Genomic DNA, 20,934 nt, shown 5'->3' on the forward strand with positions numbered 1-20,934 from the left:
GTCCTACCACCCGTTTTAATCAGTCAGAGTGCCGAGCGTGGAATCAGAAGTCAGTCCAGTCGAACTAGTTCATGACCCGCGCACGCTGCACGACGACCCGCTGTTGGATGGTCTGCTGGCGCTTTGCATGCTGCATCAGAAGCCGGCCAGCGCGGCGATGCTCACCACTGGCCTGCCGCTGCCCAAGCAACGGCTGAGCGTCGAATTATTGTCGCGCGCGGCGGCCCGTGCCGGTCTGCAAGGCCGGGTGCTGCAACGTAAGCTTGAGCAGATCCCGGCCATCGCTATGCCGGCGCTGTTGTTGCTCAAGGACGGCCGCAGCGCCGTGCTGCTGAGCTGGGTCGGTGACGACCAGGCGCGATTGCTGCTCAGTGAAAGCGACGGCGGAGAGGTGACCATCAGCCGCGAACTGCTGGCCGATGACTACAGCGGCAAGGTGTTTTTCGCCCAACCGCAGCATAAATTTGACGTTAACCACGGCACGCTCATTCCCCGGGCGCGTTCGTGGTTTCGCGACACCCTCAAAAGATCCCGCTGGCTGTACGCCGATGCCATCGCTGCCAGCTTGCTGATCAACATCATCGCCATGGCCGCGCCGCTGTTCGTGATGAACGTCTACGACCGTGTGGTGCCGAACCAGGCCGAATCGACCCTGTGGGTATTGGCCGTTGGTATCACCGGTGCCTATGTGTTCGACCTGATCCTCAAAATGCTGCGCAGCCTGTGCCTGGACCTGGCCGGCAAGAAAACCGACCTGATCATTTCGGCGACGTTGTTCGAACGCATCGTCGGCATGGCCATGAAATACCGTCCGGCGCGGGTCGGCAGCTTTGCCCAGAACATCCATGAGTTCCAGAGCCTGCGGGACTTCCTCGCCTCGCTGACCCTCACCAGCCTGATCGACCTGCCGTTCACCCTGCTGATTTTCATGGTCATCGCGATTATCGGTGGGCACCTGGTGTGGATTCCAGTGCTGGCGTTCCCGATTGCCCTGCTGATCGGCTATGCCTTGCAGAAGCCCCTGGTGGCAACCATGGAGCGCACCATGGCCCTGGGCGCCGAGCGTCAGTCCAGCCTGATCGAAACCCTGGCCGGCCTGGACGCGGTGAAGGTCAACAACGCCGAGAGCGAACGCCAATACCAATGGGAGCAGACCATCGGCACCTTAAGTCGCCTCGAGCTGCGGGTGAAAATGCTGTCCGGGTTGGCGATGAACATCACCTTGCTGATCCAGCAATTGGCCGGGGTGATCATGATTGTCTTCGGCGTTTACCTGATCATCGGCGGCAACCTGAGCATGGGCGGGCTGGTTGCCTGCTACATGCTCAGTGGCCGCGCGCTCAGCCCGCTGGCGTCGCTGTCGGGCCTGTTGACCCGCTACCAACAGGCGCGGGTGACGATGACCTCGGTCGACCAGATGATGGAGTTGCCCCAGGAGCGCAATTTCGACGAGCGCCCGCTCAGCCGCAAGGTGTTGCAGGGCGCCATTGAATGCCGCCAGTTGAATTTCACCTATCCGAACCAGCAGAACGCCGCGCTGAAGAACATCAACCTGGTGATCAAGCCGGGCGAGAAAATTGGCATCATCGGCCGCAGCGGCTCGGGCAAGAGCTCGCTCGCCAAATTGCTGGTGGGGCTGTATCAGCCGGATGACGGTGCGCTGCTGGTGGACGGCGTGGACATCCGCCAGATCGATGTCAGCGAGCTGCGCTACAACATCGGCTACGTGCCCCAGGACATCCAATTGCTGTCCGGCACCCTGCGGGACAACCTGACCTCCGGCGCCCGTTACGTCGAAGACGAATTGGTGCTCCAGGCCGCCGAGTTGGCGGGGGTGCACGAATTCGCCCGCCTGCATCCGCAAGGCTATGAACTGCAAGTCGGTGAGCGCGGGCAGAACCTGTCCGGTGGTCAGCGCCAGAACGTCGCCCTGGCCCGCGCGCTGCTGCTCAACCCGCCCATCCTGCTGCTGGACGAGCCCACCAGCGCCATGGACAACACCGGTGAAGAACGCTTGAAGCAGCGCCTGGCTGCCGTGGTGGAAAACAAGACCGTGCTGCTCGTGACGCACCGGGCATCCTTGCTGTCGCTGGTGGACCGCCTGCTGGTGATCGACCGTGGACAGATCCTCGCCGATGGCCCGAAAGCCGCCGTCATGGAAGCGTTGAAGAAGGGGCAGATCAGTGTTGCTTAAGTCAGGTTTAAAGGGTGCGGTGGGCCGTTATTTCAAAGGTTCCGACTCGCTGCACGGCCAACCGCTGCCCGAGGTCAACAAGGCCCTGATCGAGGACGCTCCCCGGGTGGTACGTTTGACGATCTGGGGCATCATCGGCTTCTTTGTGTTCCTGGTGATGTGGGCCAACTTCGCCGAGATCGACGAAGTGACCAGGGGCGACGGCAAGGCGATTCCATCGTCCAAGATCCAGAAGATCCAGAACCTGGAGGGTGGCATCGTCGCTGAGCTGTTCGTCAAGGAAGGCCAGATTGTCGAAGCCGGTGCCCCGTTGATTCGCCTGGACGACACGCGGTTTGTCTCCAATGTCGGCGAAACCGAGGCCGATCGACTGTCCATGCTGTTGCGGGTCGAGCGCCTGAGCGCCGAGGTCGATGACCGACCGCTGAACTTCCCGGCCGATGTGCTCAAGGCCGTGCCGGGCCAGGCCGCCAGCGAAGAGTCGCTGTACATCAGCCGCCGCCAGCAGTTGCACGATGAAATCGGCGGCCTGCAGGAACAGTTGATCCAGCGCCAGCAAGAGCTGCGCGAGTTCGTGTCCAAGCAGGCGCAGTACCGTTCCGCCCTGGCATTGCAGCGCCAGGAAATCAACATGTCCGAGCCGTTGGTGGCCCAGGGCGCGGTGTCGCCAGTGGAAGTGTTGCGGCTCAAGCGCGCCGAAGTCGAGACCCGCGGGCAACTGGATGCCACGACGCTGGCGATTCCTCGCGCCGAATCGGCGATCAAGGAAGTGCAGCGCAAGATCGACGAGACCCGGGGCAAATTCCGCAGCGAAGCCCTGACCCAACTCAACGAAGCACGCACGGACCTGAACAAGGCCCAGGCTACCGGCAAAGCCCTGGAAGATCGGGTGAGCCGTACCTTGGTGACCTCGCCGGTGCGCGGCATTGTCAATAAGTTGCTGGTCAATACCATCGGCGGCGTGATCCAGCCCGGTAGCGACCTGGTGGAAATCGTGCCCCTGGACGACACCATTCTGGTGGAAGCGAAAATCCGTCCCCAGGACATCGCTTTCCTGCACCCGGGCCAGGACGCCACGGTGAAATTCACCGCGTACGACTACACCATCTACGGTGGGCTGAAAGCCAAGCTGGAACAGATTGGCGCCGACACCATCACCGATGAAGACAAGAAAACCACCTACTACATCATCAAACTGCGTACCGAACGCAGCCACCTGGGCACCGATGAAAAACCGCTGCTGATCATTCCCGGCATGGTGGCCTCGGTGGACATCATCACCGGCAAGAAAACCGTGCTCAGCTACTTGCTCAAGCCCATCATCAAGGCCCGGGCCGAGGCGTTGCACGAGCGGTAGAGACCCAATGGCTCGGGCCGGCGCTATCTCTGTGGCGAGGGGATTTATCCCCGCTGGGCTGCGCAGCAGCCCCCGAAATAGCTGAATGTAACCAAGCCTGACACACCGAGGTGGCAGGTTTTAGGGCTGCTTCGCACCCCAGCGGGGATAAATCCCCTCGCCACAGGGAGGGCGGTGAAAACTCTAAGCCATATCGTTATTCATTAACGGTATTTAAATTTCAATTCTTATAGCTTTAAAGTCATCCCCCTGCGTACCTGTCGACCAATCGGCGCGCCGCACGACACAAACCAACACGGTAACGCCGTGAGTTTTGATCGATTGCGCGCCCATTGAAGCGCGCTGTGCGTGGGAGTGATGTATGCCAGCCGTCTCTTTTTCTCCAGATTCAAATGCCGCGCCCATCGCGCCGCAGTCGTTCGCAATCTTCCCGTTTCGCGATGCCGTTGGCGCCGAGATCGTCGGGCTGGACCTGTCCCGGCCCATCAACGACCAGGATTTCGCCCGCATCCATCGCGCGCACCTGGACTATCACGTGGTGGTGTTCCGCGACCAGCGCATCACCCCCGAACAGCACATCGCCTTCAGCCGCCGTTTTGGCGTACTGCAAATCCATGTGCTCAAGCAGTTCCTGCTGGCCGGGCATCCGGAAATCCTCATCGTTTCCAACATCATCGAAAACGGACAATCCATCGGCCTCGGCGATGCAGGCAAGTTCTGGCATTCGGACCTTTCCTATAAGGAACTGCCCAGCCTCGGCTCGATGCTCCACGCCCAGGAACTGCCGAGCGAAGGCGGCGACACGTTGTTCGCCGACATGCACAAGGCCTGGGACGGTTTGCCTGAAACGCTGCGTAAAGCGGTCGAGGGCCGTTCGGCGGCGCACTCCTACACTGCGCGCTACAGCGAAACCAAATTCGAAGGCAACTGGCGTCCGACATTGACACCGGAGCAACTGGCCGAGGTGGCCGAAGTCGTGCACCCCATCGTCCGCACCCACCCGGAAACCGGGCGCAAGGCGTTGTTCGTCAGCGAGGGGTTCACCACCCGCATCGTTGGCCTGCCGGAGGACGAAAGCAAAGCCATCCTGACGGAGTTGTATGCCCACAGCGTGTTGCCTCAAAACATCTATCGCCATCAATGGCAGCCTCATGACTTGGTGTTCTGGGACAACCGCTCGCTGATCCACCTGGCCGCCGGTTGCCCGAGCCATCTGCGCCGCAAGCTGTATCGCACCACCATCCAGGGCGACGCCCCTTTCTGATCGGCTACGCCTCGCGCAACGAGCCCGGAGAATCACCATGTCCAAACGCATTGCTTTTGCACCGCTGGCCGCCGCCATCGGCCTGGGCTTCAGTTTGCTGGCCGGCAGTCTGGTCGCGCCGGCCAGCGCCCACGCCGAGGGCGAGATTCGAATCGCCGAGCAGTTCGGCATCGTTTACCTGTTGCTGAACGTGGTCCGCGACCAACAATTGATCGAGAAGCACGGCAAGGAAGAGGGCATCGACATCAAGGTCGATTGGACCCAACTGTCCGGCGGGGCGGCGGTCAACGATGCATTGCTGTCGGGTTCCATCGACATTGCCGGAGCCGGCGTCGGGCCGTTGCTGACGGTCTGGGACCGCACCCGTGGCAAGCAGAACGTCAAGGCCGTGGCCTCTCTGGGCAACTTTCCCTATTACCTGTTGAGCAACAACCCCAACGTCAAGACCATTGCCGATTTCACCGAGAAGGACCGCATCGCGGTGCCAGCGGTGGGGGTCTCGGTGCAGTCGCGTTTCCTGCAATACGCCGCCGCGAAGCAGTGGGGTGACAAGGACTTCAATCGCCTCGACAAGTACACCTTGGCCGTCCCGCACCCGGACGCCACGTCGGCGTTGATTGCCGGCGGCACCGAGTTGACCGGGCATTTCTCCAACCCGCCGTTCCAGAACCAGGCCTTGCAGAACCCCAACGTCCATGTGGTGCTCAACTCCTATGACGTGCTTGGGCCAAACTCTCCCACGGTGCTGTTCGCCACTGAGAAATTTCGCGATGAAAACCCGAAGACCTACAAGGCGTTCGTCGAGGCGCTGACCGAAGCGGCCGAGTTCGCCCAAAACGATAAAGCCGCGGCGGCGGACACCTACCTGCGGGTGACCAAGGCCAAGATCGACCGGGCGACCTTGCTGAAAATCATCGACAACCCGCAGATCGAATTCACCGTTACCCCGAAAAACACCTACCCGCTGGCCGAGTTCCTTTACCGCGTCGGCGCGATCAAGAACAAGCCGGCGTCATGGGAAGACTATTTCTTCCAGGATGCCAAACCGTTGCAGGGGAGCTGATTGTCATGAACGCGCTTTTGCAAGGCCACGCGGCCAGCAACCACACCCGCACCGACACGGTATTGTTGTCGGTGGATAACGTCAGCCTGGAATATCGCTCCCCACAGCGGGTGGTGCGGGCCACCCACCAAGTGAGTTTCGAAGTCGACCCTGGGGACCGTTTTGTTTTGCTTGGCCCGTCCGGGTGTGGCAAGTCCACCTTGCTCAAGGCCATTGGTGGCTTCATTACGCCGTGCGAAGGCGAGATCCGCCTGCAAGGTCAAGCCGTCAGCGCGCCGGGACCTGACCGGATCGTGGTGTTCCAGGAGTTCGACCAACTGCCGCCCTGGAAAACCGTGAAGCAGAACGTGATGTTCGCGCTATTGGCATCCGGCACGCTCAAGCGTCGCGAAGCCGAGGAGCGGGCACTGCACTACCTCGACAAAGTCGGCCTGGTGGCGTTTGCCGATGCCTATCCACACACCTTGTCCGGTGGGATGAAGGCCCGCGTCGCGATTGCCCGAGCGCTGGCGATGCAGCCGAAGATCCTGCTGATGGACGAGCCCTTCGCCGCCCTCGATGCCCTGACCCGACGCAAGATGCAGGAAGAATTGCTGCTGCTCTGGGAAGAGGTGCGTTTCACCCTGCTGTTCGTCACTCACTCCATCGAAGAAGCGTTGGTGGTGGGCAATCGCATCCTGCTGCTGTCACCGCACCCAGGAAGGGTCCGGGCGGAAATCCACAGCCATCAATACGATCTGCAAAGCCTCGGCGGCGTGGGGTTCCAGCACACGGCGCGGCGGATTCATCGGTTGCTGTTCGATGAAAGCCAGTCGCTGGACACCGAGCGTGAGCTGGATTTCGCCGACATCCGTATCGCGTATTAAGGGGAGCGTTCCATGAGCCAGTTATCGCCTGCACGCGAAGAATATGAAGTCGATCTGCAGCCCCTGACCCACGTGCCACTGGAGCGCGAGTTGCCCTTGGGCCATCGCCTCTGGCAACAGGGTTGGTTGCGCAAAAGCCTGATCCTGTTGCTGCTGGCGCTGGTGTGGGAGGGGGTGGCCCGATACCAGGACAATGACTTGCTGCTGCCGAGTTTCCTGCAAACCACCAGTGCGTTGTACGACGGATTACTCAGCGGCGAGCTGCTGGACAAGGTGTGGATTTCGTTGGTAGTGCTGCTCAAGGGCTACCTGCTGGGGATCGTCTTGGCGTTTGGCTTGACCACGCTGGCCGTGTCGACCCAGTTCGGTCGCGACTTGCTCAGTACCCTGACGCCGATGTTCAATCCATTGCCGGCTATTGCCCTGTTGCCGTTGGCGCTGCTGTGGTTCGGCCTGGGGCAGAACAGCCTGATTTTTGTGTTGGTGCATTCGGTGCTGTGGGCGCTGGCGTTGAACATGTATGCGGGGTTTCTCGGTGTGTCGGAAACGCTGCGCATGGCCGGGCGCAACTATGGGCTGCGGGGCCTGCGTTTTGTGCTGTTCATCCTGATCCCGGCGGCGCTGCCGTCGATCCTCGCCGGGCTGAAAATCGGTTGGGCCTTCGCCTGGCGCACCCTGATCGCCGCCGAACTGGTGTTCGGCGCCACCAGCGGCAAGGGCGGCCTGGGCTGGTACATTTTCCAGAACCGCAACGAACTGTACACCGACAAGGTGTTCGCCGGGTTGGCGGTGGTGATTTTGATTGGGTTGCTGGTGGAGAACCTGGTATTCGACAGTTTGGAGCGGGTGACGGTGAAGCGTTGGGGGATGCAGCGCTAATCGGTGGAGTGAATTCACCCTGGGGCGAGGGAGTTTGCTCCCGCTGGCCTGCGAAGCAGGCCCCAGCGTTTCTTCAGGCTGACCGCGTTGCCGGGTTTTGTGACTGCTGCGCAGTCGAGCGGGAGCAAGCTCCCTCGCCACGGATTCTGGATTGTCTGGGCTGGCGTCATCGCGAGCAAGCTCGCTCCCACACTGGATTTGTGTAGAACCGAAAAATTGAGGTCAACACTGTTTAACTGTGGGAGCGAGCTTGCTCGCGATGGCGGTTTTCAATCCACCACAGGAATGTCAGCCCGAAGCCTGGACCTCAAGCCGATCCATTGCCCTCTCCACCAACAAATGCACCCCATCAGCCATCCGGCTGATCGCCAGGATGACACTTCGACGACTGCCTTCAACGTCATCCGCCAGGTCGGCGGCGATGGCGCTGATGGACAGCAGGTCCTCGGAGGCATTGGCCAGCAGGGTTTCGGTGTCGATGTCCGGGGCGACCATGAAGAGGTGGGCGGTTTGGGTTTTGCCAGAGGCTTCATCGGTCGGTTTGGGATTGAGGTAGTAGTCGAGGGCGCGTTGCGCGGCTTCGTCGAGTTTTTTGGTTTTCCAGGATTTGTCAGAGAGGTTGCCAGGATCTCCTGGCGGATTTGGTGTCACTTTGAACATGTCGTGTAGCTCCATCTGTAGTGTTGGAACTGTCACTCTTTCGCTTGCACGCAAATGAGGTGGCAGTTGTACGTAGGTGTGCAAGACCGGGCAGACGGAACCCCGGCAGATTCCTCCTTGCGGAAAAATCTCCCACGCACAACCGCCATAAAAATCCTTGATCAAGGCTGATAGCGATGTGCGACGTCTTTTACCCGGACTTGCACGTCCGTGTCACCGTTTTTTCAGTGACAAACCCAGACTAGCGGTGAGCCCCAAGCCGGACAAGTTCACCAACATCGCTACAACTTGAAGGAAATCTCCTAGGACCTGGCTGTACGAGTGCACCCATTCCAAATAGCCAGATAAAGCCACTTCCTTTTCCATTAGACTTGCGACCCTCCAGCAAGCCTTCAGGACACGGAATGCCAGTCCCTCAAAGCACCCTTCGCAAAGCCTTGGTCAATTGGCTTTATGCCGCCGCCCTGATGCATCTGCTTGCCGGCGTCACCCTGAGCTGGGCAGGCCATTCGGGCTTGCTCGATGGCTATCTGCAAAACATCGAACAGACCTTCTGGGGCGTCGCCGCGGTGCCCGCAACGGCCAGCGCGCAGCAGGTCTGGTGGCTGGCCTTGTTCGGCGCCACGTTGCAAAGCTACGCGCTGTACATGCTCGCCCTTGTGCACATCGGCAATCGATTGAAGCGCGCCATGCCCTGGGGCTGGATGATCGCCGGCATCCTGCTCTGGGCGCCCCAGGACATGCTGATTTCCGCCCAGGCGCGGGTCTGGTCGCACTTGTGGCTCGACGGTATGGCACTGCTGTTGTTACTACCGCCGCTGTTCTGGCTCTATCGCCATGACCGCCGCACCTCCCTGATTGACCACGCGCCGAGTGATGCAAACCATGCCTGACTTTTCCCTGCTGGACTGGGCCATCACGCTGTTGATCGCCCAGGCGATCCTGGGCGCGCTGGATACCCTGTATCACCACGAACTCACCGTCGCCTTGCCCTATCGCCACAGTGCGCGGCTGGAGCTGTCGATCCACGCCTTGCGTTCGTGCTTCTACGGGATCCTGTTCCTGGGCATTGCCCATCTGGCCTTCAAAGGCACCTGGGCGATTGTCATCGCGCTGCTGTTCGCCTTGGAGATCGGTCTGACGCTGTGGGACTTCGTGGTCGAGGACCGCAGCCGCAAACTGCCGCCCATCGAGCGGATCATGCACACGGTACTGGCGGTCAACGGCGGTGCCTTCTTCGCGCTGTACGGAGTGCAACTGGCGCAGTGGGCGAGTTTGCCCACCGGCCTGAGCGGGATCGACCTGGGCTGGCGCGGCTGGCTGCTGACCTTGTTCGCCATCGGGGTCACGGCCTCGGGGATTCGCGACGGCGTGGCGGCCTTGCGCATGCAGCGCGCGGGCAAGCCTGCCAACCCGTTTGCCGGTGGCGCCCACAAGCGCGTGCTGGTCACGGGAGGCACCGGGTTTATCGGCGAGACGCTGGTCAACCAGCTACTCGACGCCGGGCACACGGTCAGCGTGCTGGCTCGCGATCCGTTGAAAGCGGCCTATCTGTTTGACGGTCGCGCTCGCTGCCTGCGTTCGCTGGGCAAGCTGGGCCATGACGAAACCTTCGACGTCTTGATCAACCTGGCGGGCGCTCCGGTGGCCGGTCCGCGCTGGAGCCCCAAGCGTCAGGCGCAACTCATTGCCAGCCGGGTCAATACCACCCAAGCCTTGATGACCTGGTTGAAAAACGCCCGACACAAACCGGCATTGTGGATACAGGCCTCGGCCGTCGGTTTTTATGGCGTGCGCGACGCCAGCGAAAGCCTCGATGAAAGTGCCTCCCAGGGCGATGGCTTCATGGCTGAACTCTGTGTGCGCTGGGAAGCCTCCGCCCGGCCCGCCACGGAGTTGGGCGTGCGCCAGGTGGTGATGCGCCTGGGCGTGGTATTCGGCCCGGGTGGTGCATTGCTGCCGCTGCTGATTCCGTTTCGCCTGGGGTTCGGCGGGCGGATGGGCGACGGTCGGCAAATCATGAGTTGGGTGCACCGCGACGATGTCATCCAAGTGATCGCCCGTGCGTTCGATGACGAAAGCCTGAGCGGCACCTACAACCTGGTGGCACCGGAAACCGTCAGTCAGGCGCTGTTCGCCGAGCGCGTCGGCAAGGTACTCAAGCGTCCGGTGTGGTTCCACATCCCAGCCGCGCCGGTGCGTGCCCTGGCGGGTGAGATGGCCCAGTTGTTTTTCGACGGCCAGCGCGTGGTGCCCAATCGTCTCGTCGAGGCCGGTTATACGTTCCGTTACCCAACCCTCGACGCTGCCCTGCGCGACCTGGCCTGAGGACCGTCCATGAGCAAGCCCCGGATGTACCTGCTGGCCGGCAACGGTAGCGCCGCCGATTGGTGGGACGACGCAGTACCGCATTTTCAGCACCACGACGTGGTGCCGCTGGAACTGCCCGGCTTCGGCAACAACCCTCAAGCCCCTTGCGAAGACCTGGCGGCCTACGCGCAAGCCTTGCTGGCGGCGACGGTCAAGGGCAGCGCGATCATGGCGGTGGGGATGAGTGCGTTGCTGGTGCTGCATGCGCTGCAATGTCAGCCGGGGCACTTCTGCCGCAGCGTGTTGCTGGCGCCGGTGGGCGCGTTTTTGTGGCAGCGCCGATTGCCGGCATTGATGTCGCCGCCGCCGATTCGCAAGACCATTCACTGGCTGCTCTCGAACAAGCCGACGCTGTTCGCCCGCAAATTCTCCCACCAGACCTGGACGCCCGCGCAATACCAACGCATGGGCGCCGGGTATGCCCGTTGCCGCGCCTTTGTGCCGCTCTGGGATCAACTGCGTGCGGACACCGCGTTGCCACTGTTGGAATGGATCACCGACCCGGTCGAATTGGTCTGGGGCGATCAGGACAAAGTGCTGGGCGTCGCGCAAGCGGCGGCCTGGTCCGCCATTCTGGCCCGTGCCGATCTGACCATAAGCCTGAAGCCCGGTTGGGGTCACTACCCGTGGGTCGATGCGCCGGCCGAGTTTGCCGCGTGGCTGGAGTCGGGCGAGCGTGGGTTCGTCGCGCACACCAAGGGCGGCCGTTTGCGTCTGGCGGCATTGGCTGGGCAGCCGGTGCCTGCGGCGCTGACGCTCAACGACTGCAATAATCCGCGCTTGCCGAACTTTCTGAAGAGCCAGGCGGACGCTATCTGGGCCGTGCGTTCCTCCAGTTATGGCGAGGATCAGGCCGACGCGGCGAATGCCGGCCTGAGTACCACGTTCTTGCGTGAACCGACCCACAACGTGCCGGCGCGCATTGCCGAGTTGAGCGCGGCGGGTGTCGAGGAAGTGGTGGTCCAGCGTTTCATCACGCCGCGGTTGTCGGGGATCGCCTTCGTACGCCATCTATCCGTCGAGTTGGAGTGGGTCGAAGGTCACCTTGAGTCGTTGGCCGATGGTAAGGTGAGCCCCGAGCGGGCGATTCTTTCTCGCCTCGGCGAGTCATGGAACAGCGGCACATTCAAGCCCGCCCATGGCCTGACCGAAGACGTGCTATGGCGCTTCCTGCAAGGCGTGCTGCGGGTCTTCCACTACGTGCCCGGTGACGTCGAATGGGCTTGGGACGGCATCCAGCTGTGGTTGCTGCAATACAGGCCGATCAGCGACTACGGCTGGCGCCGCCACCTGACTGCCGCCAACATCGCCGAGATCCTGCCGCCGCAACCCAGCGCCTTGGTGGAGTACGCCCAGCGTCGTGCGGCGGCGAGCATCCCGGCGATCATGGCGCGCTGGGACTCACGGGTGTTGCAGGACAACGAACCTTTCACGGCGGTGTTTGGCGGTGCTTCGTATATCAACAATGACCTGTTTCTCGCCCGGCTGGCCGACTGGGGCATCAGCGCCAGCAGCTACGCTGGCGAAGTCGGCGGCGCGACACCGCATTTGCCCTGGCGGCCGTTGCGCCTGATGCGTTCGCTTCCATTGTTCCTGCGCATGCAACGCATCGCTCGCGGGCATCTGCTCACGCTCGAACACGGCTTGCGGCGCTTCGACCGGGAGCTGCTCGAACTGACCGCACAAGGCGCCGACGGCCAGCGATTGGCCGACTGGTTCACCCGCTTCTACGTGTTCGTGGTGCAGGGCAACCTATGCATCGCCAGCGCCTTGGCCAGCAGTGGCGGCGACCTGTTGGGGCGCCCACCGACCGCCTATGACGACCTTGAACACAGCCCCCATCGCCCGCCGTGGGAAACCGACCCGGCGACGCCACGCCCGGCGCCGACCGAGTTGCCCTTGCAGGCCTTCCCACAATGGCCCCTGACGATTCGCCTGGCTCATTCGACCGGTCTGCCGGGTCTGCGCGGTTATTACCTGCAAGTGCGCGAATGGTATCGCGACAACCTGATGCGGATGTTTTTTCGCCTGCACCACGCCATGCCGCAGGCGGACCGAGCGCATTGGTTCGCGCCGCACCCGGAGATCCGCGCCCGCGATGGCAGCTTCTGGCAGGACGGTCGTGAAGGCACCGAGCAGGCCAGCGGCTTCATGATTTATCCGGGGCAGGCCCGGGGGATTCTGGGTGAGGATATTCTGCTTGAAGACACGTTGGACCCTGGTCGCCATGCACACTATCAAAGCGCCCGGGCCGTGATTGCGCGAATGGGTGGGCGTTTGTCCCACGGCTCGACCTTACTGCGTGAGTTGCGTAAACCTTCGGCGGTGCTGCCGCAGGTGGATGTGGCGTGGCTGGGGCGTGAGGTGTTGTATCGGGATGGTGAGTTGACGTTGGTTGCTACCAATAGTCCGGCTTGATGGCGGGGGCTTTGTGCGTTGGCACTCGGTTGGGGAACTGGTGCGATTGGAGTTCGTCGCAAGTGACAACGCGGCGTATCCAATGGGCGTGCTGCTTTAACGAACCTGGAGACGGACGATTCAGCTCAGCTCGATGAGGAAGAATAACGCCAACGGTTGTTTCGGGAAAATCCTCCCGCAACGCTCTCAAAGCGGGAGTCATATCGGTGTCGCTGGATACAAGTACCAATTGCTCCACCCGTTCATGATTCTTCAGCGTCGTTTGCTTTGCAGCGGCTCGGTACATGCTGATTGCTATGTGAACGTCCGTTTCTTTTTCCTCCAGCTTCCAGATGTCGACTTTGTCCTCTCGAGAGGCTTTTGTCTTTCTGTCAACGAAACGAGGGGCTTTGGCAGGTTCAAGTTGATGATGACCATAATGGACACGGATATGGGTGGTCTTCAGGGCGCGGATATAAGAATCTTGCGCTTCTTTTGATACTCGACCACGGGTGGCCAGTGATGGTTTGACCGAGGAGGTGAAGTAATCAACTGAGGCAGTTGTGCTGTGCGGGTTTTCGATATGCGCGATGTGTGACAACAGGCTTCGCAAATCCAGCCATTTGTAAGGTGTGTCTGCGAGCAGTCCATAGAACAGGTTATAGCCGTCAACAAAAAATGCGGTGCGCACAAACTCGATCCCCAGAAACGAAAAAACCGGCCTAAGCCGGTTTTTTCACCCCAACAGCCAGAGAACTGAATCTCTGCGTACGGGGTTGAGTAGGGCCATCCTAAGTTGAGCGTCTCATAACGTCAACCGTTGGCTGGATTCTCTCTCGTCACCGGCGCAACAGTGTTGAGCGTATGCATGGTGGAAGGTCAAATCCATTCTTTGCTTGATCTGTCAGCGTTTGTTACGAAATAGAGCCTCTCTTATAGCAACGGTAGAAATCCATCACCGAAAACCATTTTCCAACGAATGGAAATTCTCAATACTTTGTAGGATTTGATGTCCGTACATATCAGGAAAAAACTGAGCGTTTTTTTGTCCCCTCTTCGACCTTTTTGAAACAAGAGTTTTCTCACTCCTGACGGCTACTCCCTTGACGCCTCCCACCGCTGTCGTAGACTCCGCCCATCCGTCAGGGAGTAACGGTCATGCGACGTTTGAGTAGTTGGGTTGTGGGATTGGCCTTTGTGACGTGCGGCGTGCAGGCGCAAACGCCTGTCGCGGACGATCCTCTGTTGGAAAATGGCGTCACGGCCAGTGCGCCGAGTGGCAATGAGGCGCGCGGGGTGCTTCGGGCGCGGGACCAGGCGGTGCTGGCCAGCGAGTTGGCCGGGCGCATCGTCGAGTTGCCGTTCAGCGAGGGCGAGTCGTTCAAGAAGGGCGATACGCTGGCGCGGTTCGATTGTTCGGCCTATCAGGCCCAGCTCAATGCGGCCCAGGCGGCCAGCCGTGGGGCCGGGGAAGAGCTGGCCCATAACCGTCAGTTGGCGGCGTTGAAATCCGTCGGGCGTTTCGAGGTGTCGCGGGCCGAAGCGCGGCTCAGCGAGGCCCAGGCGCAATCCCAGGTGTATCAGGTCCAGGTTAAGCGCTGCAGCGTGATCGCCCCCTTCGACGGGCAAGTGGTGGCGCGCAAGGTCCAGCGTTATGAAAGCGTAGCGGCCGGCGCGCCGTTGCTCGATGTGGTCGACAATCGCACCCTGGAGATTCACCTGCTGGTGCCTTCACGCTGGATGGACAGGCTCAAGCCCGGCCAACCCTTTACCTTCGTCCCCGATGAAACCGGCAAGCCGTTGCAAGCGACGGTCAAACGCTTGGGCGCGCGCATCGACGAGGGCAGCCAGACCCTGTTGCTGGTGGCGAGCGTGCCGGATGCCCGCGGCCTGCTGTCTGGCATGAGCGGTACGGCGCGTTTCGCGGAGGCCCAGTGAACGCACCGATCACCGGCAACGCCGAGCAGGTGTTCGCACGCTTCCTCGACCTGGAGCGCCAGACACGCGCTGCACGTACCCCCGCACAATTGAGCTACAGCCTGGTCAACGACGGCCAGGCCCTGTTCGGGTTTCGCCACGCTGCGTTATTGATCGCCGGCAAGGTCCAGGCCGTGACCGGCGTCAGTACTGTGGAGCCGAACGCGCCGTTCGTGGCGTTTGTCGAGCAGGCGGTGGCGCAGCTGTTCAAGCAGGGCCAGTTGAATCAGGCCCGCGTGATTGCCGCCGATGGGGTGAGCGAATCCATCCTGGCAGACTGGCGAAGCTTGTCGGCCGGGCAAGTATTCTGGCTACCGTTGATCGATCATCAAGGCCAGGTGTTCGGCGGTTTGTGGCTGGCCCGCGACCTGCCGTGGACGCCAGCCGAACAAGTGCTGCTGTCGCAACTGGGCGACACCTACAGCCATGCGTGGTTGGCGCTGCAACCGCGCAAGCCGTGGCGTTTGCGCTGGACGCGCAAGCGCCAGGTTGCCTTGGTGGCGGTATTGCTGCTGGGCTTGCTGATCCCGGTGCGCCAGTCCGTGTTGGCTCCAGCCGAAGTGGTGCCGTTGGGTGGGCAGGTGGTGGCCGCGCCATTGGACGGGGTGATCGCCGAGTTCCTGGTCAAGCCCAACCAGAGCGTCAAGAACGGCGACCTGCTGCTGCGCTTCGAAAGCACCAGCCTCAAGGCCCAGGCCGATGTGGCCGAGCGGGCGTTGGGTGTGGCCGAGGCGGAGCTCAAGGCCAATTCCCAGCGCTCGTTTACCGACGCTGAGTCGAGTTCGAAGATCGATTTGCTGGCCGCCCGCGTCGAACAGAAACGCGCCGAGCGCAACTATGCGCTTGAGCTGCTCAAGCGCAGCGAAGTACGCGCTGAGCGGGACGGCATCGCGGTGTTCGCGGACCCCGAGCGTTGGCTCGGCAAGCCCGTTCAGACTGGCGAGCGATTGATGGAGATCGCTGATCCGAACCAGGCCGAGTTGCGCATTGAACTGGCGGTGGGCGACGCGATTGCCCTGGAGCCCGGTGCGCAAGTGGCGTTGTTTCTCGACAGCGACCCGTTGCAGCGGCACCTGGCCTGGCTTGAGCGTTCGGCCTATGAAGCGCAGCCTACCGCCGCCGGGCAACTGGCGTATCGGCTGGATGCGCGTTTCGATGCCACGGCACCGCGCATTGGCCTGCGGGGCACGGCGAAGGTCTTTGGCGACCGTGCGCCGCTGGCGTTGTACCTGTTGCGTCGGCCACTGGCCGGCCTGCGCCAGAGTGTAGGCCTGTAGCATGGACCTGCCGAGCCTGCGGCCAGACTTGCAGTTGTCCCCCGCGGCTCCAGACCCCGACGGCTCGCCGCAGTGGACCCTGGCCGACCCGGTGCGCGGGCGCTATTTCAAACTGGGCGCGGCGGCGATGCGCATGCTGCGGCATTGGTCCCTGGGCGACCCGGCGCGGGTGCTGCAAGCGGCGAACCGCGAGCCGGGCCTGCCCCTCAATGGCGAGTCGCTGGAACAGTTGCTGGGCTTTTTGCGAGGCCACGATCTGATCAGCGCCCTGGACCCGCAACAGCGCGACAGCTACCTGCTCAAGACGGCGACTCGGCGCCAGAGCCTGTGGCAGATGCTGTTGCACCAATACCTGTTTTTCCGCATTCCGCTGTGGCGCCCTGACGCCTTCCTCAACCGTGCGTGGCCCTGGCTGGCACGGTTCGGCCCCAAGCTCCTGCGCTACGGACTGCCACTGACGCTGGGGCTCGGTATTTTCCTGGTGTCACGGGACTGGCAGCGGTTCCTGGCGACGTTTCCGCACCTGTTCAGTCTCGGGGGCGCGCTGGCCTTCGGGGCGGCGTTGCTCTTCGCCAAGCTGTGCCATGAATTCGGCCATGCCTTCATGGCCAAGCGCGCCGGTTGTCGGGTGCAGAGCATGGGCGTGGCGTTCATGGTGCTGTTACCGATGTTCTACACCGATGTCAGTGACGCCTGGCGGATCAATGACCGGCGGGCGAGGTTGCTGATCGGCGCCGGTGGCGTATTGGCGGAATTGCTGCTGGCGTGTATCGCCCTGCTGGCCTGGTCGCTGCTGCCCGACGGGCCGGCGCGCACCGCAGCGTTCATGCTGGCGAGCGCCACCTGGATCACCACGCTGATCATCAACCTGAACCCCTTCATGCGCTTCGACGGGTACTTCCTGCTCAGTGATTTCTGGGCGGTGGATAACCTTCAGGGACGTGCGTTCGCCCTGTGCCGCTGGCGCCTGCGCGAAGCCTTGTTCGGTTATGGCGAGGCAGCGCCGGAACCCTGGTCGCCGAAGATGCGCCGGCGTTTGCTGGTATGGGGATACGGTTCCTGGCTGTGGCGGGCGTTGTTGTTTTTCGGGATTGCCCTGGCGGTCTATCACCTGTTTTTCAAGGTGCTGGGCATTTTTCTGATGATGGTGGAATTGGTGTGGTTCATTTTTATGCCCATCGTGAATGAGTGGCGACAATGGTGGAGTCGTCGTGAGCACGCCCACGGTGGACGGATGCTACTGAGTGGCTTGGTGTTGCTGGCGTTGCTGTTGCTGCTGCTGTTGCCCTGGCGCAGCGCGGTGGAGGTGCCGGCCATGCTCGAGGCCGGCCGCGCCAGTGCCTTGCACGCGCCGGTGGCGGCACGGGTCAAGCAGGTGAATGTGCGCGACGGCCAAGTCGTGGCCCAGGGCGATGTATTGATTGAACTGGAGTCGCCGGACATGGCGTCGCGCCTGGCCATCGTGCGCCGGGAGATCGAGATCCAGCAATTGCAGATGCGTCGTCAGGCCGGGCGTAGCGAGACCGCCGCCGATGCCGGCATCGTTGAACAGCAATTGGCCGAGGCGGTGGCCGAGTACCGGGGGCTGGTGGCCCAGCGTGAACGTCTGTTGTTGCGTGCGCCCCATGCGGGCCAGGTGCGTGACTTGTTGCCGCAACTGTCGGTAGGGCGCTGGCTGTCGCCGACGCAGGCACTGACGCGGGTGGTACAGACCGATTCGCGCCTGCGCGGGTACCTGACCGAGGCCGAGTTGTGGCGGGTCAGCGCCGGTGCCACGGGGCGATTCATTGCCGACGATCCGATGCACCCCTCGATTGCCGTGCAACTGAATGAGATCGACACCAACGGCGTGGCTTGGGTCGAGCAGCAGGCACTGACTTCCGATCACCACGGGCCCATTGCCGTACGTCGTGACTCGCAGCAGCGGGCCGAACCGGTGCAGGCGCAGTACGGCGTGCGCTTGAGCGCCGTCGAGGACGGGGCTGCGCCGCTGCAACCGCTGCGTGGCGTGGTGGTGTTGCAGGGCAGGGGGGAGTCGGTACTGGGAGCGGCTTGGCGCCGATTGGCGGCGCTGGGTGTGAGGGAAAGCGGTTTTTAAGGGGCGAGCATGGATTCAGTGGCGGCAGACGGGCTGGTGGTGCGGCCATCGCGATTCAGCGATGGGCCGTTCCTGCAAAGCCTTTACCAGGCGGCGCGACCGGATTTGCAGTGGATCGACGGTGAGCACGAGCAGGTGCAGCAGGTGATCACCCAGCAGTTCCAGGTGCAAGAGCAGGGGCTGGGGGAGAACTTTCCCAATGCCATGCATTACGTGGTGGAGAAGCTCGGCACCGCCATCGGCGCCCTGAGCACCGATTTTGGCCCGAATGAAATCCGCGTGCTGTACCTGGCCTTCATCCCCCAGGCACGTGGTCAGGGTTATGGCCGGACCGTGTTGCAGGGCGTGCAGAAAGCCGCGCAACAGATCCGCTGCCCGGTGGCGACGGTGGTCTGGACCAGCAACCCCCACGCACGGCGGCACTACCTGGCGCTGGGGTTCGAAGTGCAAGAGCGCAACCCGGCGGCCGAGCGGTTGGTGTGGTACCCCAAAGGCGACTGACCTTTCCAGGTCGTTCAATGTGAGGCAGCTTCCGTGGGAGCATGGCTTGCCCACGATGCAGGCGCCTCGATTTACGTTGAGACCGAGGCGATGCTATCGCGGGCGAGCCTTGCTCCCACAGGCTCGCTCCTCTGCGATGGAACCATCAGTTACGGGATGGGAACAGACCGTTCAGGGCAACGCTGAAGTTGAGGGCCAGGAACGGGTTCATGATCGCCATCGGCTGGCCATTGCCCGTCGGGGCCACCGTGCCGCTGACCGTCGTGGTGACGCCTTTGAGCGGCACCGGCGAGGCGCCTATCTGGTCGGAATAGATATTCGCCGCACCCGGTCCGGTGCCCGAGGTGCCGATGAACGAGTTGGTGGCCGTTGGCGTATTCATCGGATTGCTGGCGGGGTTGGCCAACTGCAGGGTGGTGGAAGCGGTGATACCCGTGAGGGTATGGGTGTGGTTGGGCAGGTTGTTCAGGGTCGCGGTGACGTTTTCGGTGCCGGACACCTCGCCGATGACCCGTGGGGTCAGGCCCAGGCCGTTGCCCTGGCCCATCGGCAGGCGGCCTTGCAGGTTGGGGAGCATGAAGTTGGTCTGGCCGTTGCCGCCGTAAAAGGTGCCGATCAGCGAGAACAGTGCCTGGTACTGCGAAATGGCGAGCGTCTGCCCATTGCACAGCGCCCAGCCATTGGGTGCGAAGTTAAAGGCAAAAGACTGGATAGTGCCCATGAAAACTTCCATAGATTTTTCATCCTTCAGGTGATTGGTCTGGTGTCGCCAGCGAATAAGATTGCGTTCAGCCCGACTCCTTGTTCCCTGGCCTGATCACGCCTAGTTGAACGCGATGTAGAAATACCCAACCGAGGGGTCTCGTCCCATGGGCGGTATTCGAGACACGAACACCCCTTCGAGTTTGCCCAGTTCGGGCACTTCCAGCGCACAGAGGCCATCGACGAACTCGGTGGCTTCCAGGCTGTTGAGCGCCACGCTGAATGGCATGCGCTCGGTGTTCGGCATTCTGGCCGTGGGCGTTTCTTCGAGGGCCTCGATCCGTATGGGCAAACAACTGCCGTCGGGCAGGGTCAGGTGGCTGGTCTGGCCCAGCAATGGCTGGAAATGGTGGCTATGAACCGCTTGCAGCATGGCGATACTCCAACGGACCGGAGGGCCGCGGCCCTCCGATGGGTCATCAGTTGCGGGACGGGAAGTAACCTTGCAGGGCGATGCTGAAGTTGATCGCCAGGAACGGGTTCATGATCGGCATCGGTGTGCTGCCGCCCGTAGGGGCGACCGTACCGCTGACCGTCGTGGTCACGCCTTGCAGCGGTACCGGTGAGGCGCCGATCTGGTCGGAATAGATATTCGCCGCGCCCGGCCCGGTGCCCGAGGTGCCGATGAACGAGTTGGCGGCCGTTGGCGTATTCATCGGATTGCTGGCGGGGTTGGCCAACTGCAGGGTGGTGGAAGCGGTGATGCCCGTGAGGGTGTGGGTGTGGTTGGGCAGGTTGTTCAGGGTCGCGGTGACGTTTTCGGTGCCGGAAATCTCGCCGATGACCCGTGGCGTCAGGCCCAGGCCATTGCCCTGGCCAATGGGCAGGCGGCCTTGCAGGTTGGGCAACAGAAAGGTGGTCTGGCCGTTGCCTCCGTACGTCACGCCGATCAGGGCAAACAGTGTCTGGTACTGGGCCAGACTGAGGGTCTGCCCGTTGCACAGGGCCCAGTCCCTGGGGGCGAAGTTAAAAGCGAACGGTTGGATAGTCCCGATGAATACTTCCATAGATGCCTCATCCCTCAGGTAATTGGTCTGGCGTGTGTCCGGCAGGCGGGTGAAGTTAGCGATCAAACCGACGCTTTCCTTCCCAGGCCTCTCACGCACGGCTGAGCGTAGACGGGGATGTCTGATTTTGCCGGAAGAGACACAAGGAAAATTCTTCCGGGTCAGCTAAATCGGTTCACTTGGAGCAGTGGCGCGTACCGTCCATCTTTTTTACAGGGTGAGGTGTATTTGATATCAAAGTACTACTAGGCGGCGCGTGTTT

The 20,934-nt window shown here is 62.0% G+C and carries 18 protein-coding genes; 13 read left to right on the forward strand and 5 right to left on the reverse strand.

Translation table 11 applies throughout. The annotated features are described in order from the left end of the window. The first annotated feature begins 37 nt into the window (after positions 1 to 37). From ACMTA2_RS02130 to ACMTA2_RS02155, 6 genes are all read left to right on the forward strand, one after another. Positions 38 to 2,194 carry a type I secretion system permease/ATPase gene (locus tag ACMTA2_RS02130; protein ID WP_413793515.1) on the forward strand — a complete coding sequence of 719 codons (2,157 nt, stop codon included), beginning with the start codon at positions 38 to 40 and terminating at the stop codon, positions 2,192 to 2,194. Then, positions 2,184 to 3,551 (forward strand): HlyD family type I secretion periplasmic adaptor subunit, encoded by a 1,368-nt coding sequence (locus ACMTA2_RS02135; protein ID WP_413793516.1) that lies wholly within the window; start codon positions 2,184 to 2,186, stop codon positions 3,549 to 3,551. Before ACMTA2_RS02130 ends, ACMTA2_RS02135 begins: the two co-directional genes overlap by 11 nt. A 361-nt stretch (positions 3,552 to 3,912) precedes the next feature. Next, positions 3,913 to 4,815, forward strand: coding sequence for a TauD/TfdA dioxygenase family protein (locus ACMTA2_RS02140; RefSeq protein ID WP_413793517.1), 903 nt, complete (start codon positions 3,913 to 3,915; stop codon positions 4,813 to 4,815). 37 nt (positions 4,816 to 4,852) lie between these two features. Continuing rightward, entirely contained in the window at positions 4,853 to 5,878 is a 1,026-nt protein-coding gene (locus ACMTA2_RS02145; protein ID WP_413793518.1) for an ABC transporter substrate-binding protein, read from the forward strand. Positions 5,879 to 5,883: 5 nt separating this feature from the next. Further along, entirely contained in the window at positions 5,884 to 6,744 is an 861-nt protein-coding gene (locus ACMTA2_RS02150) for an ABC transporter ATP-binding protein (protein ID WP_413793519.1), read from the forward strand. A 12-nt stretch (positions 6,745 to 6,756) separates the two neighbouring features. After that, positions 6,757 to 7,623 (forward strand): ABC transporter permease, encoded by an 867-nt coding sequence (locus tag ACMTA2_RS02155; protein WP_413793520.1) that lies wholly within the window; start codon positions 6,757 to 6,759, stop codon positions 7,621 to 7,623. A 288-nt stretch (positions 7,624 to 7,911) separates the two neighbouring features. Here the strand turns inward: ACMTA2_RS02155 and ACMTA2_RS02160 are convergent, their stop codons facing one another. Then, on the reverse strand, positions 7,912 to 8,283 hold the full coding sequence (locus tag ACMTA2_RS02160) for a DUF6124 family protein (RefSeq protein WP_413793521.1): 372 nt from the start codon (positions 8,281 to 8,283) through the stop codon (positions 7,912 to 7,914). A 404-nt stretch (positions 8,284 to 8,687) separates the two neighbouring features. Here ACMTA2_RS02160 and ACMTA2_RS02165 point away from each other — a divergent pair, with 404 nt between their 5' ends. The 3 genes from ACMTA2_RS02165 to ACMTA2_RS02175 are packed head-to-tail and all read left to right on the forward strand — an operon-like array spanning position 8,688 to position 13,071. Continuing rightward, on the forward strand, positions 8,688 to 9,176 hold the full coding sequence (locus tag ACMTA2_RS02165; RefSeq protein WP_413793522.1) for a cell division protein: 489 nt from the start codon (positions 8,688 to 8,690) through the stop codon (positions 9,174 to 9,176). Next, a complete protein-coding gene (locus ACMTA2_RS02170) occupies positions 9,169 to 10,611 on the forward strand; it encodes a TIGR01777 family oxidoreductase (protein WP_413793523.1) in 1,443 nt (480 codons plus the stop codon). The genes ACMTA2_RS02165 and ACMTA2_RS02170 overlap by 8 nt, the downstream gene beginning before the upstream one ends. Before the next feature lie 9 nt (positions 10,612 to 10,620). Continuing rightward, entirely contained in the window at positions 10,621 to 13,071 is a 2,451-nt protein-coding gene (locus ACMTA2_RS02175) for an alpha/beta hydrolase (RefSeq protein WP_413793524.1), read from the forward strand. Here ACMTA2_RS02175 and ACMTA2_RS02180 read toward each other — a convergent pair. Then, on the reverse strand, positions 13,052 to 13,741 hold the full coding sequence (locus tag ACMTA2_RS02180) for an NYN domain-containing protein (protein ID WP_092329862.1): 690 nt from the start codon (positions 13,739 to 13,741) through the stop codon (positions 13,052 to 13,054). The genes ACMTA2_RS02175 and ACMTA2_RS02180 overlap by 20 nt on opposite strands. Positions 13,742 to 14,208: 467 nt before the next feature. Here ACMTA2_RS02180 and ACMTA2_RS02185 point away from each other — a divergent pair, with 467 nt between their 5' ends. The 4 genes from ACMTA2_RS02185 to ACMTA2_RS02200 are packed head-to-tail and all read left to right on the forward strand — an operon-like array spanning position 14,209 to position 18,903. Then, positions 14,209 to 14,988: an efflux RND transporter periplasmic adaptor subunit gene (locus tag ACMTA2_RS02185; protein WP_413793525.1), complete on the forward strand. Its 780-nt coding sequence runs from the start codon at positions 14,209 to 14,211 to the stop codon at positions 14,986 to 14,988. Continuing rightward, on the forward strand, positions 14,985 to 16,304 hold the full coding sequence (locus tag ACMTA2_RS02190; protein ID WP_413793526.1) for an efflux RND transporter periplasmic adaptor subunit: 1,320 nt from the start codon (positions 14,985 to 14,987) through the stop codon (positions 16,302 to 16,304). Before ACMTA2_RS02185 ends, ACMTA2_RS02190 begins: the two co-directional genes overlap by 4 nt. 1 nt (position 16,305) lies before the next feature. Then, positions 16,306 to 18,402 (forward strand): site-2 protease family protein, encoded by a 2,097-nt coding sequence (locus tag ACMTA2_RS02195; protein ID WP_413793527.1) that lies wholly within the window; start codon positions 16,306 to 16,308, stop codon positions 18,400 to 18,402. Positions 18,403 to 18,411: 9 nt separating this feature from the next. Next, positions 18,412 to 18,903 (forward strand): GNAT family N-acetyltransferase, encoded by a 492-nt coding sequence (locus ACMTA2_RS02200; protein ID WP_413793528.1) that lies wholly within the window; start codon positions 18,412 to 18,414, stop codon positions 18,901 to 18,903. A 145-nt stretch (positions 18,904 to 19,048) separates the two neighbouring features. Here ACMTA2_RS02200 and ACMTA2_RS02205 read toward each other — a convergent pair whose 3' ends face one another. From ACMTA2_RS02205 to ACMTA2_RS02215, 3 genes are all read right to left on the reverse strand, one after another. Further along, positions 19,049 to 19,636: a phage tail protein gene (locus ACMTA2_RS02205; RefSeq protein ID WP_413793529.1), complete on the reverse strand. Its 588-nt coding sequence runs from the start codon at positions 19,634 to 19,636 to the stop codon at positions 19,049 to 19,051. A gap of 90 nt (positions 19,637 to 19,726) precedes the next feature. Next, positions 19,727 to 20,038 (reverse strand): DUF6916 family protein, encoded by a 312-nt coding sequence (locus ACMTA2_RS02210; RefSeq protein ID WP_413793530.1) that lies wholly within the window; start codon positions 20,036 to 20,038, stop codon positions 19,727 to 19,729. A gap of 46 nt (positions 20,039 to 20,084) precedes the next feature. Continuing rightward, on the reverse strand, positions 20,085 to 20,672 hold the full coding sequence (locus ACMTA2_RS02215) for a phage tail protein (protein WP_413795578.1): 588 nt from the start codon (positions 20,670 to 20,672) through the stop codon (positions 20,085 to 20,087). Positions 20,673 to 20,934 lie beyond the last annotated feature (262 nt).

This window comes from Pseudomonas medicaginis (assembly GCF_965119365.1).
GTDB lineage: Bacteria > Pseudomonadota > Gammaproteobacteria > Pseudomonadales > Pseudomonadaceae > Aquipseudomonas.

Excerpts from the sequence above, each read along its gene's own strand:
- ACMTA2_RS02145 (WP_413793518.1), top strand. The coding sequence starts at position 4,853 with ATGTCCAAACGCATTGCTTTTGCACCGCTGGCCGCCGCCATCGGCCTG.
- ACMTA2_RS02165 (WP_413793522.1), top strand. The coding sequence starts at position 8,688 with ATGCCAGTCCCTCAAAGCACCCTTCGCAAAGCCTTGGTCAATTGGCTT.
- ACMTA2_RS02195 (WP_413793527.1), top strand. The coding sequence starts at position 16,306 with ATGGACCTGCCGAGCCTGCGGCCAGACTTGCAGTTGTCCCCCGCGGCT.
- ACMTA2_RS02160 (WP_413793521.1), bottom strand. The coding sequence starts at position 8,283 with ATGTTCAAAGTGACACCAAATCCGCCAGGAGATCCTGGCAACCTCTCT.
- ACMTA2_RS02205 (WP_413793529.1), bottom strand. The coding sequence starts at position 19,636 with ATGGAAGTTTTCATGGGCACTATCCAGTCTTTTGCCTTTAACTTCGCA.
- ACMTA2_RS02215 (WP_413795578.1), bottom strand. The coding sequence starts at position 20,672 with ATGGAAGTATTCATCGGGACTATCCAACCGTTCGCTTTTAACTTCGCC.
- ACMTA2_RS02210 (WP_413793530.1), bottom strand. The coding sequence starts at position 20,038 with ATGCTGCAAGCGGTTCATAGCCACCATTTCCAGCCATTGCTGGGCCAG.
- ACMTA2_RS02170 (WP_413793523.1), top strand. The coding sequence starts at position 9,169 with ATGCCTGACTTTTCCCTGCTGGACTGGGCCATCACGCTGTTGATCGCC.
- ACMTA2_RS02175 (WP_413793524.1), top strand. The coding sequence starts at position 10,621 with ATGAGCAAGCCCCGGATGTACCTGCTGGCCGGCAACGGTAGCGCCGCC.
- ACMTA2_RS02200 (WP_413793528.1), top strand. The coding sequence starts at position 18,412 with ATGGATTCAGTGGCGGCAGACGGGCTGGTGGTGCGGCCATCGCGATTC.
- ACMTA2_RS02150 (WP_413793519.1), top strand. The coding sequence starts at position 5,884 with ATGAACGCGCTTTTGCAAGGCCACGCGGCCAGCAACCACACCCGCACC.
- ACMTA2_RS02140 (WP_413793517.1), top strand. The coding sequence starts at position 3,913 with ATGCCAGCCGTCTCTTTTTCTCCAGATTCAAATGCCGCGCCCATCGCG.
- ACMTA2_RS02155 (WP_413793520.1), top strand. The coding sequence starts at position 6,757 with ATGAGCCAGTTATCGCCTGCACGCGAAGAATATGAAGTCGATCTGCAG.
- ACMTA2_RS02185 (WP_413793525.1), top strand. The coding sequence starts at position 14,209 with ATGCGACGTTTGAGTAGTTGGGTTGTGGGATTGGCCTTTGTGACGTGC.